The 15,787-nt window shown below is 67.0% G+C and carries 16 protein-coding genes; 9 read left to right on the top strand and 7 right to left on the bottom strand.

What is annotated here, in order from left to right:
* Window positions 1-1,093: glutamate--tRNA ligase (gene gltX, locus JWR89_RS06095; RefSeq protein WP_299713072.1), on the bottom strand; the 1,093-nt coding region annotated here is incomplete at its 3' end.
* Between the two features lie 168 nt (window positions 1,094-1,261).
* Between gltX and JWR89_RS06090 the strand changes: the two genes are divergently transcribed.
* Entirely contained in the window at window positions 1,262-2,941 is a 1,680-nt protein-coding gene (locus JWR89_RS06090; RefSeq protein WP_299713069.1) for a glutamine--tRNA ligase/YqeY domain fusion protein, read from the top strand.
* 234 nt (window positions 2,942-3,175) lie between these two features.
* Window positions 3,176-5,449 (top strand): ComEC/Rec2 family competence protein, encoded by a 2,274-nt coding sequence (locus tag JWR89_RS06085; protein WP_299713066.1) that lies wholly within the window; start codon window positions 3,176-3,178, stop codon window positions 5,447-5,449.
* 53 nt (window positions 5,450-5,502) lie between these two features.
* Here the strand turns inward: JWR89_RS06085 and lexA are convergent, their stop codons facing one another.
* Window positions 5,503-6,234: a transcriptional repressor LexA gene (lexA, locus tag JWR89_RS06080; RefSeq protein WP_299713063.1), complete on the bottom strand. Its 732-nt coding sequence runs from the start codon at window positions 6,232-6,234 to the stop codon at window positions 5,503-5,505.
* A 170-nt stretch (window positions 6,235-6,404) separates the two neighbouring features.
* Window positions 6,405-7,613 carry a gephyrin-like molybdotransferase Glp gene (gene glp, locus JWR89_RS06075; RefSeq protein ID WP_299713060.1) on the bottom strand — a complete coding sequence of 403 codons (1,209 nt, stop codon included), beginning with the start codon at window positions 7,611-7,613 and terminating at the stop codon, window positions 6,405-6,407.
* A gap of 180 nt (window positions 7,614-7,793) precedes the next feature.
* Between glp and JWR89_RS06070 the strand changes: the two genes are divergently transcribed.
* From JWR89_RS06070 to JWR89_RS06055, 4 genes are read left to right on the top strand one after another with little or no spacing between them, the layout of a single operon-like run.
* Window positions 7,794-8,150, top strand: a complete 357-nt coding sequence (locus JWR89_RS06070) for a VanZ family protein (RefSeq protein WP_299713057.1) — start codon at window positions 7,794-7,796, stop codon at window positions 8,148-8,150.
* The gene (locus JWR89_RS06065; RefSeq protein ID WP_299713054.1) at window positions 8,140-8,439 is read left to right on the top strand and encodes a hypothetical protein; all 300 of its coding nucleotides are present in this window, start codon (window positions 8,140-8,142) and stop codon (window positions 8,437-8,439) included. The genes JWR89_RS06070 and JWR89_RS06065 overlap by 11 nt, the downstream gene beginning before the upstream one ends.
* 27 nt (window positions 8,440-8,466) lie before the next feature.
* Complete coding sequence (locus tag JWR89_RS06060) at window positions 8,467-8,649, top strand: CbtB domain-containing protein (protein ID WP_299713051.1); 183 nt, start codon at window positions 8,467-8,469, stop codon at window positions 8,647-8,649.
* Window positions 8,650-8,652: 3 nt separating this feature from the next.
* A complete protein-coding gene (locus JWR89_RS06055) occupies window positions 8,653-9,369 on the top strand; it encodes a CbtA family protein (protein ID WP_299713048.1) in 717 nt (238 codons plus the stop codon).
* Window positions 9,370-9,465: 96 nt separating this feature from the next.
* On the opposite strand, the gene moaC is transcribed toward JWR89_RS06055, so the two are convergent.
* From moaC to JWR89_RS06035, 4 genes are all read right to left on the bottom strand, one after another.
* Complete coding sequence (gene moaC, locus JWR89_RS06050; protein ID WP_299713045.1) at window positions 9,466-9,996, bottom strand: cyclic pyranopterin monophosphate synthase MoaC; 531 nt, start codon at window positions 9,994-9,996, stop codon at window positions 9,466-9,468.
* Between the two features lie 229 nt (window positions 9,997-10,225).
* Window positions 10,226-11,023, bottom strand: a complete 798-nt coding sequence (trpC, locus tag JWR89_RS06045) for an indole-3-glycerol phosphate synthase TrpC (RefSeq protein WP_299713042.1) — start codon at window positions 11,021-11,023, stop codon at window positions 10,226-10,228.
* 9 nt (window positions 11,024-11,032) lie between these two features.
* Entirely contained in the window at window positions 11,033-12,052 is a 1,020-nt protein-coding gene (trpD, locus tag JWR89_RS06040) for an anthranilate phosphoribosyltransferase (protein ID WP_299713039.1), read from the bottom strand.
* 153 nt (window positions 12,053-12,205) lie between these two features.
* Entirely contained in the window at window positions 12,206-14,116 is a 1,911-nt protein-coding gene (locus JWR89_RS06035; RefSeq protein WP_299713036.1) for a peptidylprolyl isomerase, read from the bottom strand.
* Between the two features lie 233 nt (window positions 14,117-14,349).
* Between JWR89_RS06035 and JWR89_RS06030 the strand changes: the two genes are divergently transcribed.
* The 3 genes from JWR89_RS06030 to JWR89_RS06020 all read left to right on the top strand — a co-directional run.
* The gene (locus tag JWR89_RS06030; protein WP_299713033.1) at window positions 14,350-14,664 is read left to right on the top strand and encodes a PepSY domain-containing protein; all 315 of its coding nucleotides are present in this window, start codon (window positions 14,350-14,352) and stop codon (window positions 14,662-14,664) included.
* A 4-nt stretch (window positions 14,665-14,668) separates the two neighbouring features.
* Window positions 14,669-15,256 carry a hypothetical protein gene (locus JWR89_RS06025; RefSeq protein WP_299713030.1) on the top strand — a complete coding sequence of 196 codons (588 nt, stop codon included), beginning with the start codon at window positions 14,669-14,671 and terminating at the stop codon, window positions 15,254-15,256.
* Between the two features lie 55 nt (window positions 15,257-15,311).
* Window positions 15,312-15,787, top strand: a 476-nt coding sequence (locus JWR89_RS06020) for a triose-phosphate isomerase (RefSeq protein ID WP_299713027.1), incomplete at its 3' end; no start/stop codon positions are given.

Raw genomic sequence — 15,787 nt, 5'->3', positions numbered from 1 at the left:
AAGTCTTGGCGCGCTCCTTCAGCTGCGGCATCGCCTGCAGCAACTGGGCCCGGCTGGCGTCGGTGAGCTTGGCCTTCACGTCGCCGCCGTTGGGAACGTAATCCAGCACGTCCTCGAACATCGTCACAAGAGATTGATCGTCGGCGTGGCGGATGTAGTGACCGTTGAGGTTTTCCAGCTTGGCGAAATCGAACCGCGCCGCCGAACGTCCGATGGCCGGCAGGTCGAAATCCCGGATCATCTCCTCGGTCGAGAAGATTTCCTGGTCGCCGTGGCTCCAGCCGAGCCGCACCAGGTAATTGCGCAGCGCCTCCGGTACATAGCCCATGGCGCGGTAGGCATCGACGCCGAGCGCGCCGTGGCGCTTCGACAGTTTCGAGCCGTCGGGGCCGTGGATCAGCGGGATGTGCGACATGCTGGGGATGGTCCAGCCGAGCGCCTCGTAGATCTGCTTCTGGCGAGCGGCGTTGATCAGGTGGTCGTCGCCGCGAATGACATGGGTCACGCCCATGTCATGGTCGTCGACCACCACCGCCAGCATGTAGGTCGGGTTACCGTCGCCGCGCAGCAGCACGAGGTCGTCGAGGTTCTCGTTCTTCCAGGTGACGCGGCCCTGCACCTGGTCGTCGATGACCGTCTCGCCGTCCAGCGGCGCCTTGAGGCGGATGGTCGGTTTGACGCTTTCCGGTGCCTCGGACGCGGCGCGGTCGCGCCAGCGGCCGTCATAGAGTTTCGATTTGCCCTCGGCGCGGGCCTTCTCGCGCATCTCCTTTAACTCGTCGGCCGAGGCGTAGCAGTAATAGGCCTTGCCCTCGGCCAGCAACTGCTCGGCGACTTCACGGTGCCGGCCGGCGCGGGCGAACTGGTAGACGGTGTCGCCGTCCCACTCGATGCCGAGCCACTTCAGCCCCTCCAGGATGGCGCCGATGGCCGGTTCGGTGGAGCGTTCGCGATCGGTGTCCTCGATCCGCAGCAGCATCTTGCCGCCACGGCCGCGGGCGTACAGCCAGTTGAACAAAGCGGTGCGGGCGCCGCCGATATGCAGGAATCCGGTCGGGGAGGGCGCGAAACGGGTGACGATGGGTGCGGTCATTAAATGGCTTCGATCGATGCTGGAGACGGTTGGCGGGCGTTTATCATAAGGTTGTCACGCTGTCCTCCAATTACCAGCCAGTACGAGGGGCCGGTTCCAGACCGCTGTTCCGGCCCTTGGCGCGGCCGCCGGGATTTGGCACATAGGGCGCAGCTTGAAAGGCACCCCATGACAGACGAATCGACCGCCGGCACCGCCGCAGAGGCAGGCCGCGACTTTATCCGCGACATCGTGGCAGCGGATCTGGCCTCCGGCGCGCACAAGCGCGTGGTGACGCGGTTTCCGCCGGAGCCCAACGGCTACCTGCATCTCGGCCACGCCAAGTCGATCTGCCTGAACTTCGGGATCGCCGAGGAGTTCGGCGGTATCTGCAACCTGCGCTTTGACGACACCAACCCGACGAAAGAAGAGCAGGAATATATCGACGCGATCCAGCGCGACGTGCGCTGGCTCGGCTTCGACTGGGGCTCGAACCTGCATTACGCCTCGGACTATTTCGAACAGCTTTATGCCTGGGCGCAGGAGCTGATCCGCGCCGGCAAAGCCTATGTCGATGACCAGTCGCAGGAGGAGATCCGCGTCAAGCGCGGCACGTTGACCGAGCCCGGCCAGAACAGCCCGTTCCGCGAGCGTTCCGTGGAGGAAAATCTCGACCTGTTCGCGCGGATGCGCGCCGGCGAATTTCCCAACGGCGCGCGCGTGCTGCGCGCCAAGATCGACATGGCATCGGGCAACATCAACTTGCGCGACCCCGTGATCTACCGCATCCTGCATGCGCATCACCCGCGCACCGGGACGGCTTGGAGCATCTATCCCAGCTACGACTTTGCCCATGGCCAGTCGGACGCTATCGAGCACGTCACGCATTCGATCTGCACGCTGGAATTCGAGGATCACCGGCCTTTGTACGACTGGTGCCTGGAGAACCTGCCGGTGCCGTCGAGGCCGCACCAGTACGAGTTTGCGCGCCTCAACATGACCTACACGCTGCTGTCGAAGCGCGTGCTCACCGAGCTGGTGCGCGGCGGTCACGTCAACGGCTGGGACGATCCGCGGATGCCGACGCTGGCCGGTCTGCAGCGTCGCGGCGTGCCGGCGGCGGCGTTGCGGGAATTCATCAAGCGCATCGGCGTGGCGAAAGCCAATAGCACCGTCGGCATCGACATGTTTGACTTCGCGGTGCGCGAGACCCTGAACCGCACCGCGCAGCGCCGCATGGCGGTGCTGAAGCCGTTGAAGGTCGTGATCACGAACTATCCCGAAGGCCAGGTCGAGCAGCTCGACGCCGTCAACCATCCCGAGGACGAGTCGCTGGGTTCGCGAAAAATTCCGTTCGGCCGCGAGCTCTACATCGAGCACGACGACTTCATGGAAGAGCCGCCGAAGAAATTCTTCCGGATGGCGCCGGGCCGCGAGGTGCGGCTGCGCTACGGCTACTTCATCACCTGCCGCGAGGTGATCAAGAACGCCGCCGGCGAAGTCACCGAACTGCGTTGCATCTACGATCCGGAAACCCGCGGCGGCAACGCGCCGGATGGACGCAAGGTCAAGGCGACGATCCACTGGGTTGCCGCGGCGCAGGCCGTGCCGGCGGAAGTGCGGATCTACAACCTGCTGTTCACCGCGCCGCAGCCCGACGCCGCGAACTTCGCGTCGCAGATCAATCCGGACTCGCTGGAGACGCTGACCGGCGCCATGGTCGAGCCGGCGCTGGCTGGTGACAATTCCGACGCCGCGGTGCAGTTCGAGCGGCAGGGCTACTTCTGCCGCGACCGCGACTCCGCGCCGGGCAAAATCGTGTTCAACCGCACGGTAGGGCTGCGCGACAGCTACGCCAAGGCGACGTGAGGTCTCTCCGCCGTCGTCCCCGCGAAAGCGGGGACCCATAGCCTCCGACCTTTCAATCTGAGGCGCGGTCTCTCCGCTTGACTGCCCTACGCCTGCACGGCGTATGGGTCCCCGCTTTCGCGGGGACGACGTGGAGAGGATGGAGCGCTCCACATTCCCCATCCGTTCCCGTAGTCGCCCGGTATTCCCATCCGCTAGCATCGCGTCGGGGAAAGCCGGGCGACGAGCAGCGCGATGGCGAACGGGGGACGCAACAACCGACCGCGCGTGCATGCCGGCACCTGGCCGCCGCAGGCGGCGCCGGCGATCGGCGTGGCGCGGCCCGGCCTGGGCTTGTGGCCTTCCTTCATTGCCACCTTGCAGGCGTGGGTGCGTGCCGAGACCGGGCCCGGACGCTTACTGCCCTGGGTGCCGGTCGCTTTCGGCAGCGGCATCGCGTTGTATTTTGCCGCGGAGCATGAGCCGGTGGCGTGGGTCGCAGCATCCACCGCGGCCGCGTTGTGTATCACCGCGTTGCTGGCGCGACGGCAGAGCTGGTTTCCGTGGCTCGTGATGATCGCCGCGATGGCGTCCGGCTTCGCGGTGGTGTCGCTGAAGACCGCGCGGATTGCGCACGGCGTGCTAGCGCGGCCGATGTACGGCGTTGCGCTCACGGGCTTTGTCGAGACCCATGAGGAGCGCGAGCGCACCGATCGTTTCGTGCTGCGGGTCGCGACGATGGACAGTCCTCGCGCGTCGATCAAACTCGAACGCGTCCGGCTGTCGGTGAAGAAGGGCACCGCGCCGAAAGTCGGCAGCTTTGTCGAGTTGAAGGCGCGGCTGCAGCCGCCGCTGTCGCCGCTGCGGCCGGGCAGCTACGACTTTGGCCGCGACTTGTATTTCCAGGGCATCGGCGCCTCCGGCTTCGTCACCGGCGGCATCAAAGCGGTCGATCCGCCGACCGAGCCCGGTCTCCGGCTGCGCTATGCCGCCATTATGCAAGGCCTTCGCGACGCCATCGACGCGCGGATCCGCACCACGCTGTCGGGCGACGCCCGCGCCATCGCCACCGCGCTCTTGACCGGGCGTCGCGACGCGATCTCGCCTGAGGTCAACGACGCCATGTTCATCTCCGGGCTCGGCCACGTGCTGTCGATCTCCGGCTATCACATGGCAGTGGTCGCCGGCGTGGTGTTCTTTGCGGTGCGCGCGTTGTTGGCGCTGATCCCCGTGCTCACCGTGACATTTCCGATCAAGAAGTGGTCGGCCGGCGCCGCGCTGCTGGCGGCGCTGTTCTATTTGTTGCTGTCGGGCGCGGAGGTGGCGACGCAGCGCTCGTTTTTTATGACGGCGGTGGTGCTGACCGCGGTGATGGTGGACCGCCGCGCGATCACGTTTCGCACGCTGGCGGTGGCGGCGATGCTCGTGCTGGTGGTGGCGCCGGAAGCCCTGGTGCATCCGAGCTTCCAGATGTCGTTTGCGGCCACGCTGGGTCTTGTCGCACTGGTGCAGGGCGGCATGCCGATCCTGCTGGCTTCGGCCGACCATTCCGCCACGGCGCGCGCGGCGCTGTGGGGCGGCCGCGAGATCGCGATGCTGACGCTGGCCTCGCTGGTCGCGGGGCTGGCGACGACGCCTTACGCGGCGTTCCACTTCCACCGCGTCACGCCCTACGGCGTGCTCGCCAATCTGCTGGCGATGCCGGTGGTATCCGCGCTGGTGATGCCGGCGGGACTGCTGGGGTTGGCCGCGATGCCGTTCGGTTTCGATGGCGTGTTCTGGCGGCTGATGGACCTCGGCATCCAGTGGATGATCGTGGTGACGCAGTGGGTGGCGGCGCTGCCGGGCGCCATCGGGCGGATGGCGGCGTTCGGCAGCGGGCCCTTGATGGCGGCCACGGCCGGCATCGTCATGCTCGGGCTGCTGCGCACGCCTCTGCGGTTCGCCGGCGCCGGCGTGCTGGCGCTGTCGATCGCCTGGGCGCTCATGGTGCGGCAGCCGGATGTGCTGATATCCGGCGATGGCCACAGCGTCGCGGTGCGCGGCAGAGACGGGCGGCTGCACCTGATGCGCGGCGCCAGGGATTCATTTTTGCTGAAGGAATGGCTCGCAGGGGATGCCGATGCGCGGCTGCCGAACGATGCGTCGCTGTCGGACGGCGTGGCCTGCGATGCCGCAGGCTGCGTCACGGCCCTTGCCGACGGCGCGCTGGTGGCGCTGACGCTGCAGGCCGATGGGTTCGCGGATGACTGCGCGCAGGCGGCGATCATCGTCACCGCCAAACAGCCGCCGAACGATTGCGCGGCGCTGGTGCTCAACTCCGCGACGCTGCAGAAAAACGGCGCGACGGTCTTGCGATATGATCGTGGCAGGTGGGTCGCGGAGGCGGTGCGGCCGGATGGCATCGACCGGCCGTGGTCACCGGCGGTGCCGGATGCGCCCGAGCCGGAAACCGGCGACCGACCCGCCACGAGCCGGCCGGTAGATGCGACGCCGGCCGAGGCTGACGTGCAGGCAGAAGAACAGTGAGCGATCTTGCTTCACTTCCCTCTCCCCGCAGCAGAGCGGGAGAGCTTGAGACCTCAATACCGGCGGTACAGCCCGACCAGCTTGCCCTGGATGCGCACCCGGTTCGGCGGCAGGATGCGGACCTCGTAGGCGTCGTTGGCGGGCTCCAGCGCGATTGAGGCGCCGCGACGGCGGAAGCGCTTCAGCGTGGCTTCCTCCTCGTCGATCAGGGCCACCACGATGTCGCCGGTATCGGCGCTCTCGTTCTTCTGGATCAGCGCCATGTCGCCGTCGAGGATGCCGGCGTCCTGCATCGAATCGCCGCGCACTTCGAGCGCGTAATGTTCGCCGGAGCCCAGCATGTCCGGCGGCACGTTGATGGTGTGGCTGCGGGTCTGCAGCGCCTCGATCGGGGTGCCCGCCGCGATGCGGCCCATCACCGGGACCGCCACCGAACGGCGGCTGTCGTCCTCGATATCGCCGCTGCCGTTGCCATTGCCGCTCATCGGGCGGACCTTGCCCAGGGTGCCTTCGATCACGCTCGGCGTGAAGCCGCGACGGCCGGCGGCGGGGGCCGCGGTGCTGACGCCGAGTTCAGGCAGCTTGATGACTTCGATGGCGCGCGCGCGGTTGGGCAGCCGGCGGATGAAGCCGCGCTCTTCCAGCGCGGTGATCAGACGGTGGATGCCGGACTTGGAGCGCAAATCGAGCGCGTCCTTCATCTCGTCGAACGACGGCGGCACGCCGGCTTCCTTGAGCCGCTGATCGATGAATTTCAGAAGTTCATACTGTTTGCGCGTGAGCATCTGGGTCCATCCTTCGTTGACGGGTTGTGCCGCCGCATCGTCGTGTTGGGTTTTAAGTCAGGCTTCAAGGGCAGAAGGCCGCGAAGCCTCGAAACAAATCATGAACGAACACTATATGTTCCATATGTGTTCCGCAACGCTTAATTTCCCGTCAACAAAACCGCAAGCGCTTAAGTCGGCAGTCGCATAATCTCGCAGGCGGAGCCTGCCGGTGCCGCCGCCGCGAACGGCCTGCGGATCAGAAGTCCCTGTGCGGCAGCGAGATTCCCCAACAGCGAACTATCCTGCCGGGTCACCGCGGTGGCTATCAAAGCGCCATCGTCGCGGCGCGTCAGCACGGCGCGCAAATAATCCTCGCGCTGGTCGTTGGCGCCGAGCTCGCGGCCAAGCACCGCCGATTCGATGATGTGATTCACATGCGTGCGTCCCGACAGCGCGCGAATCAGCGGCACCATGAACAGGAAGGCGCAGACATAGGACGACACCGGATTGCCGGGCAGGCCGATCACACGCATCGCGCCGCGCCGGCCATGCATCATCGGCTTGCCCGGCCGCATCGCGATCCGCCAGAACGCCATCTCGACGCCGGCTGCCTCCAGCGATGGCTTGACCAGATCATGATCGCCGACCGACGCGCCGCCGGTGGTGATCAGAATATCAGCGCCGGCCGCGATGGCGCGCTGGATGCCGTCATTGGTCGATTCAACGGTGTCCCGGGCGATGCCGAGATCGATCACGTCGGCGCCTTCGGCACGTGCCAGCGTGCGCAGCGCAAAGCCGTTGGAGAGCACGATCTGGCCGGGGCCGGGGACCGCGCCCGGCATCACCAGCTCGTCGCCGGTGGCGAGCACCGCGACGACGGGGCGGCGGCGGACCGGCAATTCCGGATGGTTCATGCCGGCGGCGAGCGCCAGGTCGCGGTCGGTTAGCCGTGAGCCCGCGCGCAGCAGCACGTCGCCAGCGTTGAAATCGACGCCGGCCGGCCGGATGTGTTTTCCCGGGCTGGCGGCTTCGTTGATGGTGACGGTGTCGCCGTCGCGCGTCGCGTCTTCCTGGATCACCACGGCATCGGCACCGTCGGGCACGACGCCCCCGGTGAAGATCCGCAGCGCCTGGCCGGCGGCAAGCGCGCGCGCGAACGGGCGCCCGGCAGCGATCTCGCCGATCACCCGGAGGCGCGCGTCCATGGCCGCATCGGCGGCACGCACCGCATAGCCGTCCATCGCCGACATCGGTTGCGGCGGCTGCGTGCGCAGCGCCGCGACGTCGCGCGCGAGCACGCGATGATACGCCGCCTCCAGCGCCACCCGCTCCTCGGGCAGCGCATCGGCGCCGGCGAGAATCGCGGCCAGCGCATCGGCAACCGGCATCAGGGCCATGCTACTTCTTCTCCATGCCGGCGATACAACGCGCAGCGAACCGGCCAAATCAGGCGCCGTTCTAGCGCAGCGGGGCAGGCGAGGCAAAAGCGCAGCGGTGCCGGGTCGCTCCGTTTACCCTGTCGCACGCCTCAACCGGCGCGTCGGTTGCATCGCGGCTATCATCGACTAGGTTCGGCCATGGTTCAAAAACTGCTCATCGCGCTGGTCTGCATCTGCATTGCCGGCATCGCCGCCGTGACGCTGGCGCAGGTCGGCCTGCGGCCGCATCTGTTTTCCTATCCGTCGCTGGACCGCGTGTTTGCCTTCGCCGTACTTGGCCTGTTGCTCGGCCTGGCACTGCCGCGGCGGCTGCCGATGGTGCTGGCCGTACTGATCGCCGGCGCCATCGCGCTCGAACTGCTGCAGTTCGTCCGCGCCGACCGCGACCCGCGCTTCTTCGATGCCATCGCCAAGATCGTCGGCGCGGTGGCCGGCGTTGGCGTCGCCTGGGGGCTGGCCGAAATCATGCGGCGGCGACGCGCGAATGCCGGATAGCCCATCCCCGCACTGGCGCGATGACGTCGATGCGCTGGCGTTCCGGCCGAACGGTCACGACGGCCTCTGCCTGGTGCACCGACACGCCTTCCGGACGTTGCTGCGGGCGATGCCGCGGCCAGAGCAGTGCGAGGATTTCTTCGCCGCGCACCGCGACGCCTTCCAGGCCGCCGCCCGCGCCAAGCTGCTGCGCGCCAAAATCGCGGCGGGCGCGAACTTTCATCTCACCAGCCGAGACCTGCGACGGCAGCTCAAGATCGGAGTCGCGCCGGCCGCGGTTCTCGGTTAAAATGCAGCCAGCCTGACGAGGATTCCCATGCAACAGACCCAAACCGCCCATCTGCCCGCCATCGCTGCCGATTCCAGCGCCGTGATGCAAGCCGTGCTGGCCATGGCGCTCGGCCTGTTCATCGTCGGCGTGGTCGGGTTCTCGCACATCAGCGCCGTGCACAACGCCGCGCACGATGTCCGCCATGCCAACGCGTTTCCCTGCCACTGAACCATGCCGGTTTTCAGATCGATCGTTTTCTCCGCCGCGCTGGCTGGATTGATCGTGGGCGCGGTGATTTCGGCCGCGCAGTTTGTTGGCACCGTGCCACTGATCCAGAAGAGCGAAGTTTTTGAGCGCAAGGTCGAGGCGTCCAAGCCTGCGGCGACGCCGGCGCCTGCCGTTGCCTCCCATGATCATGCAGCCGCACACAGCCACGCCGTCGAGTGGGAGCCGGAAGACGGCTTGCAGCGCAACGCCTTCACCGTCGGCGCCAACATCCTGACCGCGATCGGCTTCGCGCTGCTGCTCACCGGCGTCTATGCGATCCGTGGCCGCCCGGTCGGCTGGCGCGAAGGCCTGGCGTGGGGGCTCGGCGGCTTCGTGGTTTTCACCGCGGCTCCCGGCCTCGGCCTGCCGCCGGAATTGCCGGGCATGCCGGTGGCCGATCTGACGCTGCGCCAGACCTGGTGGATCGGCACCGCGGCGGCCACCGCCATTGGCCTCGGACTGCTGGCGTTCCGGCCGCAGGCCTGGGCCGCGCTTCTCGGCCTCGGTCTGATCGCGCTGCCGCATCTGGTCGGCGCGCCCGTCGCGCCGGAATCCCATAGCGAGGTGCCCGCCGCGCTGTCGCACAGCTTCATCGTCGCGGTGACGCTGACCAGCCTGCTGTTCTGGGCGCTGCTCGGCGTCTCCACCAGCTTGGCCTACGCGCGGATTTCGCGGAGCTAGCGTTGCCGCCGCTTTCGCCGCACGTTCGGATTTTGTCGCCGTGCCGTTGAACTGCAGGCGTGGCGTCTCCGAGCCCCGTCCGGCGGCCTTCGATGATTACGTCGCGTCGTTGTCGGTCACCAGATAGTGGCCGGACTTGCCGCCCTTCTTCTCGATCAGGTGGATGCCCTCGATGCGAACGCCGCGCTCCACGGCCTTGATCATGTCGTAGATCGTAAGACATGCCACCGAAACCGCAGTCAGCGCTTCCATCTCGACGCCGGTCGGGCCGGTCGTCTTGACCGAGGCGCGGACCCGGCAGCCCGGCAGCTTCTTGTCCGGCGCAATATCCAGCGTGACTTTCGACAGCGCCAGCGGATGGCATAGTGGAATGAGGTCAGCGGTACGCTTCGCCGCCATGATGCCGGCAATCCGCGCGGTGCCGAGCACGTCGCCCTTCTTGGCATTGCCGGAGACGATCAGCTCCAGCGTCGCCTTGCTCATGATGACCAGTCCCTCGGCCACGGCAATGCGCTCGGTGGCCGGCTTCTGCGACACATCGACCATGCGCGCTTCGCCGGCGGCGTCGATGTGGGTGAGGGCGGGGGCGTCTTTTTTTGATGCGGTCTTGTTTTTCTTGCCGGTCATTTTCAGAGTCCTAGTTATGTTGCGCACGAAGATCGCGGTGCACGCGGGCCACCCTCCCCTGGAGGGGGAGGGTCGGAGCGAACGATGCGCAGCATCGTTGGCTCCGGGGTGGGGTGAAGGTGTTGCGTTGTACGCGGCCGTCGATCTCTCGCTGGCCCTGTCACCCCACCCCGATCGCTGTGCGATCGACCCTCCCCCTCAAGGGGAGGGTAAGCAAGATCGCCGTCGCTTACGCCGCGCGCTTCAGCAACGCCTTGGTCGCCGCCGTCACATCGCTCTGCCGCATCAGGCTTTCGCCGACCAGAAACGTGGAAATGCCGACGCGCTCGAGGCGCGCGAGATCCTCGGCGGCAAAGATGCCGCTCTCGCCGACCATCAGGCGATCCTTCGGGATCATCGGCGCCAACGTTTCGCTGGTGGCGAGCGTGGTCTCGAAGGTGCGTAGGTTGCGGTTGTTGATGCCGATCATCGGCGAGCGCAAATTTAACGCGCGCTCCAATTCAGGCTGGTCATGCACCTCCAGCAACACGTCCATGCCCCAGGCGATGGCGGCGTCCTCGAGGTCGCGGGCGGTGGCGTCATCGAGCGCCGCCATGATGATCAGGATGCAGTCGGCGCCATGCGCGCGGGCTTCCACCACCTGATAGGTGTCGAACATGAAATCCTTGCGCAGCACCGGCAGCTTTGTCGCCGCACGCGCCGCCACCATGAAATCGACGTGTCCCTGAAACGACGGCGTGTCGGTCAGCACCGACAGGCACGCCGCGCCGCCGGCCTCATAGGCTTTGGCGAGCGACGGCGGATCGAAGTCGGCGCGGATCAGGCCCTTCGACGGCGACGCCTTCTTCACCTCGGCGATCAGCGCGAAGTCGCCGGCCGAGAGCTTGTCGTAGATCGCGGTCATGAAGCCGCGCGGCGGCGATGCGGTCTTGGCCAGCGCCTCGACTGATGCCAGCGGATGCGCGCGCTTGGCAGCGGCGATCTCGTCGCGCTTGTAGGCTTCGATCTTCGTCAGGATGTCAGACATCTCGTGTCCTCAGCTCGGTGCGTTCGAGACGGCGACCAGCCGCTTCAGCTTTTCCAGCGCCGCGCCGCTGTCGAGCGATTGCTGGCCGAGCGCGACGCCTTCCTTCAAATCCTTGACGCGGCCGGCGACAATCAGCGCTGCGGCGGCATTGAACAGCGCCACATCACGAAATGCGCCGGGCTTGCCGTCCAGCACGGCCTGCAGCGCGATGGCATTGGCCTGGGCGTCGCCGCCTTTCAGCGCGTCGGGGCCGGCGCGGGGCAGGCCGACGTCTTCCGGCGTGATTTCGAAACTGCGGATCGCGCCGTTCTTCAGTTCGGCGACGAATGTCGGGCCGGTCAGCGTGATCTCGTCGAGCCCGTCGGAGCCGTGCACCACCCAGGCGTGCTCCGAGCCGAGGTTCTGCAGCACCTGCGCCAGCGGCAGCACCCATTGCCGTGAGAACACGCCGACCATCTGATGCTTGACTCCGGCCGGATTGGACAGCGGGCCGAGCAGGTTGAAGATGGTGCGGGTGGCGAGTTCGACGCGGGTCGGGCCGACGTTCTTCATCGCCGGATGATGCGACGGCGCGAACATGAAACCGATCCCGGTCTCGGCGATGCAGTGGCCGACCTGGTCGGGCGTGATGTCGATCTTGATGCCGAGCGCGGCCAGCACATCGGCCGCGCCGGAGCGCGACGAGAGGGCGCGGTTGCCGTGCTTGGCGACGGGCACGCCGCACCCGGCCACGATGAAGGACGCGCAGGTCGAGACGTTGACCGAGCCGGATCCGTCGCCGCCGGTGCCGACCACGTCGACCGCGCCGGGAGGCGCCGTGACGCGCAGCATCTTGCTGCGCATCGCCGCGACCGCGCCGGTGATTTCATCGACGGTCTCGCCGCGGACGCGCAGCGCCATCAACAGCCCGCCCATCTGCGACGGCGTCGCTTCGCCTGACATCATGCTGTCGAACGCGGCGGAAGATTCCTCCCGCGTCAGCGTGGCGCCGGTGGCGACCTTGGCGATGATTGCCCTGAGATTGTCCATCAGATGCTTTCAGAGTGATGCGGGGACGTCGTTGTAGCTCTTCTAGGATGGGTTGAGCCGTTGCGAAACCCATCGTCAAGACGATCGGCCCGATGGGTTTCGCCGGAAGTCACGCTGTCGCGCGACTTCCGGCTCCACCCATCCTACACTTCATCAGTTGTTGTTGCTCGCCGCGCCGGTGGCGATGGCGAAGGCTTCTTCGTTGATGCTGGTGCCGATCTGGCTTTCCAGCCTGGTGACATACTGCGCGACCTGTTCGTCGGTCTGGCCGCGCTGCAACGTCTCCTTCAGCTTCTTCACCTCGTCGGAGGCCATGTCCACCGGCGGCGCAATGATGTCGGTGATGCGGTACACGATCCATTCGGCTGGCGTGGCACCCGGCGCCTGGCCGGCATCCTCCTTGGCGCCGCGGAACACCGACTGGATCACGCCGGCGGAAAGCCCGGGGACGCTGGCGTCGCGCTTGAACGGCGCCGAGGTCTCGACCTTGAGCCCCGCCGCAGCGGCTTCGTCGGCGAGCTTGGCGCCGCCGCTCAGCTTCTTCGCCATCTCGTCGGCCTTGGTCCGCAGCCGCGAGGTGATCTGATCGTTGCGCCAGCGCGCGATGGCCTGGTCCTTGACCTCGTCCAGCGTGCGGTCGCGGGCCGGCGTCACGGCGAGCACGTCGTACCAGACATAGCCGCCGCCAACCTGCAGCGCGTCGTTGTCGACACCGACATCGCTGTTGAAGGCCTGCGAGACGACGTCCACGCCGGCCGGAATGCCGCCGACCGGCTTGCCGTTGGGGCCCTGGCCGGCGCGATCGACCGCGTCGATGGTCACCGAGGTCAGGCCGAGCTTCTTGGCGGCATCGATGACGTTGGCGCCGCCGCCGCGCTCGTCTTCCATCTTGTTGTGCATGTCGGACACCACGGCGCGGGCGCGCTCGATGGCCAGATCGCGCTTCAACTGAACCGCGACGCTGTCATAGCTCGGCTGGGTGCCGGGCTCGATCTTGCCGACCTTGACCAGGGTGACGCCGAACCGGCCGGCGACCGGCTGGCTGATGCCGTCCGGCGCCAGCGAAAACGCGGCGTCGGCAACCGAGGGATCGATGATGCCGGCTTTTGTCACCATGCCAAGATCGATGTCGGACGGCGACAGCTTGCGCTCTTTGGCGAGGTCGTCGAACGAGAACGTCGCGTTGAGCCTGGCGCGGGCCGCCGCGGCTTCTTCCGCGGTCGGGAATACGATCTGCGAGATCTGGCGCTGCTCCGGCGTCGAGAGCTTGTCCTTGCGTGCCTCGAAGACCTTTTTGGCATCGTCGTCGGTCACCACCGACCACTTCGCCAGCTCTTCCGGCGTCATCGCGACGAAGGCGATCTTGCGATATTCGGGGGCGCGGAACTGGGTCTTGTGGTCCTCGAAATAGGTGGCCAGCGCCTCCGGCGAGGGCGCGTCCACGGTGCCGGCCTGGGCGGCTTCGAGCTTCACGAAGTCGATGGTGCGCTGCTCGTTCTGGAAACGGCTGAGCGCCTCGATCATGGTCTTCGGCGGCTCGATGCCGGCGGTGACGGTTCCCGCGATCTGGCGGCGCAGCGATACCTTGCGCTGCTCGGCGAGGTAGCGCTGCTCGGAATAACCCAGCGACCGGATCAACTGCTGGAAGCGCGGCGCGTCGAAGGTGCCGGTGGAACCTTTGAAATTCGGATCGTTGACGATCTGGCGCATCACTTCGGCGTCGCTGACGCCAAGGCCCTTGCGGCGGGCGTCCTCGTCGAGAGCGGCTTCGGCGATCACCTGCTGCAGCACCTGGCGATCGACGCCGAAGGCGCGGGCCTGGTCGGAGGTCAGCGGCCGGCCGAACTGGCGGCCGATCTGCTGCAGTTTGTCATTGAAGAGCTGGCGGAACTGCTCGGTGGAGATTTCGGTGCTGCCGATCCGCGCCAGCGTCGATTTTCCGTAGCCCTTGAAGATGTCGGCGATGCCCCAGATCGCGAAGCTGCCGATCAGCACGACCATGACCACGGTCATGACGGTCTTGCCGAGCCAGTTTTTCGAGGCGTTGCGCATTCCGCGAAGCATGGGATCAATCTATCTGTCAGGAGGGGCACCGGCTCGCACCTGCCGCGAAACTCGCAGAAGGGCGTCGCCGGATGGGAGGCGCACCATAAAGTGGCAGAAGCCGCGTCGCAACCGGCAGCGGCGGGGCGGATTGAAGCGGTAAAGGCCGATCCCGGCGATTGGCCTTGCGATGGAACTTGGGGAGGCCTACCGCTTTGTTGAATCGGGCCGTTCCGGTCCACCGGGGAACGCAGATGCGGATCGAATTGCGATCAGGGGCTGCCTTATTGGGATTCTGGCTGGCGCTGAGCCCGGCGCTCGCGCAGCGGAATTCGGGCACGGAAAACCCCGGCGCCGTTCAGCCGAAGGCCGGCATGCCGCCGATGCCCGGCGCCAACAGTTTCTCCGAAAGCCAGGCGCGCAGCCGGATCGAATCGCAGGGCTATGCCGAGGTCTCGCCGCTGGTGAACGACCGGCAGGGGATCTGGCAGGGGACCGCCAGGAAGGGCAATGCCCGGGTGCATGTCAGCGTCGATTACAAGGGCCACGTCACGGCTGGCAAGGAATGACGCCATGAGCAAGGTGACCATCTCGCGGCTGTTCGACCATTGTTCCGACGCACAGCGCGCCGTCCTCGGTCTCAAGGAGGCCGGCGTGGCACCCGATGACATCAGCCTGATCGCCAATAATGCCGACAAGTGGTACGCGCCCGACTTTGCCGCCGGCGCCGGCAAGGGTGCGGCGATCGGCGCCGGTTTTGGCGGATTCGGTGGCCTGCTTGCCGGCTTGGGCCTGCTGGCGATACCCGGCCTCGGCCCGGTGGTGGCGGCCGGATGGTTGGCGGCGGTGGCCGCGGGGGCGGTCGCGGTGGGCGCCGCCGGCGGCGTGATCGGGATGCTGGCCGAAGCCGGCGTTGCCGTGAACGATGCCGAAGTGTTCGCCGAAAGCATCCGCCGCGGTGGCAGCCTGGTCAGCGCGCGGGTCGATGCCGCCGACAAGGAACGCCTCGAAGAGATCCTGCATCCGTCGTCGGTCGATATCGGCCAACGCCGCGAGGCGCTGGCGGCAACCGGCTGGACCCAGTTCGATCCCGCGGCGCCGGAATTCACGGCCGAGGAAATCCAGCGCGAACGCGGTTTGCGCGGGGCGGGGCGAGCTTGAGCATCGCAGCGGCCTCTGTTAGCCCAGAGCTCTCCTTTCACCGCGGGATCTCCTCATGACTGACGCCGTTCGGCCGCTGATTGCCGGAAACTGGAAGATGAACGGCCTCAAGGCCGCGATGACCGAGTTCGAGGCGATGCTGCGCGGCGCGCCCGAGGTGATCGACCGGGCCGATCTGCTGGTCTGTCCGCCGCTGACGCTGCTGGCGCCGTTCGCCATGAAGGCCGCCAATTTCGGCCAGGAAGGCAGCCGAGTGCTGACGGTCGGCGCGCAGGATTGTCACCCCAAGGCCTCCGGCGCCCATACCGGGGACGTCTCCGCCGAAATGCTGGCCGATGCGGGGGCGACCGCCATCATCGTCGGCCATTCCGAGCGCCGCGCCGACCATGGCGAGACCGATGCCGTGGTGCGGCAAAAGGCGCAGGCCGCCTGGCGCGCCAAGGTGACGGCCATTGTCTGTATCGGCGAGACCCAGGCACAGCGCGACGCCGGCCAGACCCTCGACGTGTGCGGCGCCCAGCTCGCGGGTTC

Source organism: Tardiphaga sp., from assembly GCF_028290785.1.
Lineage (GTDB): Bacteria > Pseudomonadota > Alphaproteobacteria > Rhizobiales > Xanthobacteraceae > Tardiphaga.
Note: the sequence above shows the minus strand (reverse complement) of the source record. Positions and strands in the feature narration are given on the sequence as shown.

Coding starts and splice junctions, on each gene's coding strand:
- JWR89_RS06085 (WP_299713066.1), top strand. CDS start 3,176: ATGGCGAACGGGGGACGCAACAACCGACCGCGCGTGCATGCCGGCACC.
- JWR89_RS06030 (WP_299713033.1), top strand. CDS start 14,350: ATGCGGATCGAATTGCGATCAGGGGCTGCCTTATTGGGATTCTGGCTG.
- trpC (WP_299713042.1), bottom strand. CDS start 11,023: ATGTCTGACATCCTGACGAAGATCGAAGCCTACAAGCGCGACGAGATC.
- JWR89_RS06060 (WP_299713051.1), top strand. CDS start 8,467: ATGCAACAGACCCAAACCGCCCATCTGCCCGCCATCGCTGCCGATTCC.
- lexA (WP_299713063.1), bottom strand. CDS start 6,234: ATGCTCACGCGCAAACAGTATGAACTTCTGAAATTCATCGATCAGCGG.
- JWR89_RS06025 (WP_299713030.1), top strand. CDS start 14,669: ATGAGCAAGGTGACCATCTCGCGGCTGTTCGACCATTGTTCCGACGCA.
- JWR89_RS06070 (WP_299713057.1), top strand. CDS start 7,794: ATGGTTCAAAAACTGCTCATCGCGCTGGTCTGCATCTGCATTGCCGGC.
- trpD (WP_299713039.1), bottom strand. CDS start 12,052: ATGGACAATCTCAGGGCAATCATCGCCAAGGTCGCCACCGGCGCCACG.
- JWR89_RS06065 (WP_299713054.1), top strand. CDS start 8,140: ATGCCGGATAGCCCATCCCCGCACTGGCGCGATGACGTCGATGCGCTG.
- JWR89_RS06055 (WP_299713048.1), top strand. CDS start 8,653: ATGCCGGTTTTCAGATCGATCGTTTTCTCCGCCGCGCTGGCTGGATTG.
- glp (WP_299713060.1), bottom strand. CDS start 7,613: ATGGCCCTGATGCCGGTTGCCGATGCGCTGGCCGCGATTCTCGCCGGC.
- JWR89_RS06035 (WP_299713036.1), bottom strand. CDS start 14,116: ATGCTTCGCGGAATGCGCAACGCCTCGAAAAACTGGCTCGGCAAGACC.
- moaC (WP_299713045.1), bottom strand. CDS start 9,996: ATGACCGGCAAGAAAAACAAGACCGCATCAAAAAAAGACGCCCCCGCC.
- JWR89_RS06090 (WP_299713069.1), top strand. CDS start 1,262: ATGACAGACGAATCGACCGCCGGCACCGCCGCAGAGGCAGGCCGCGAC.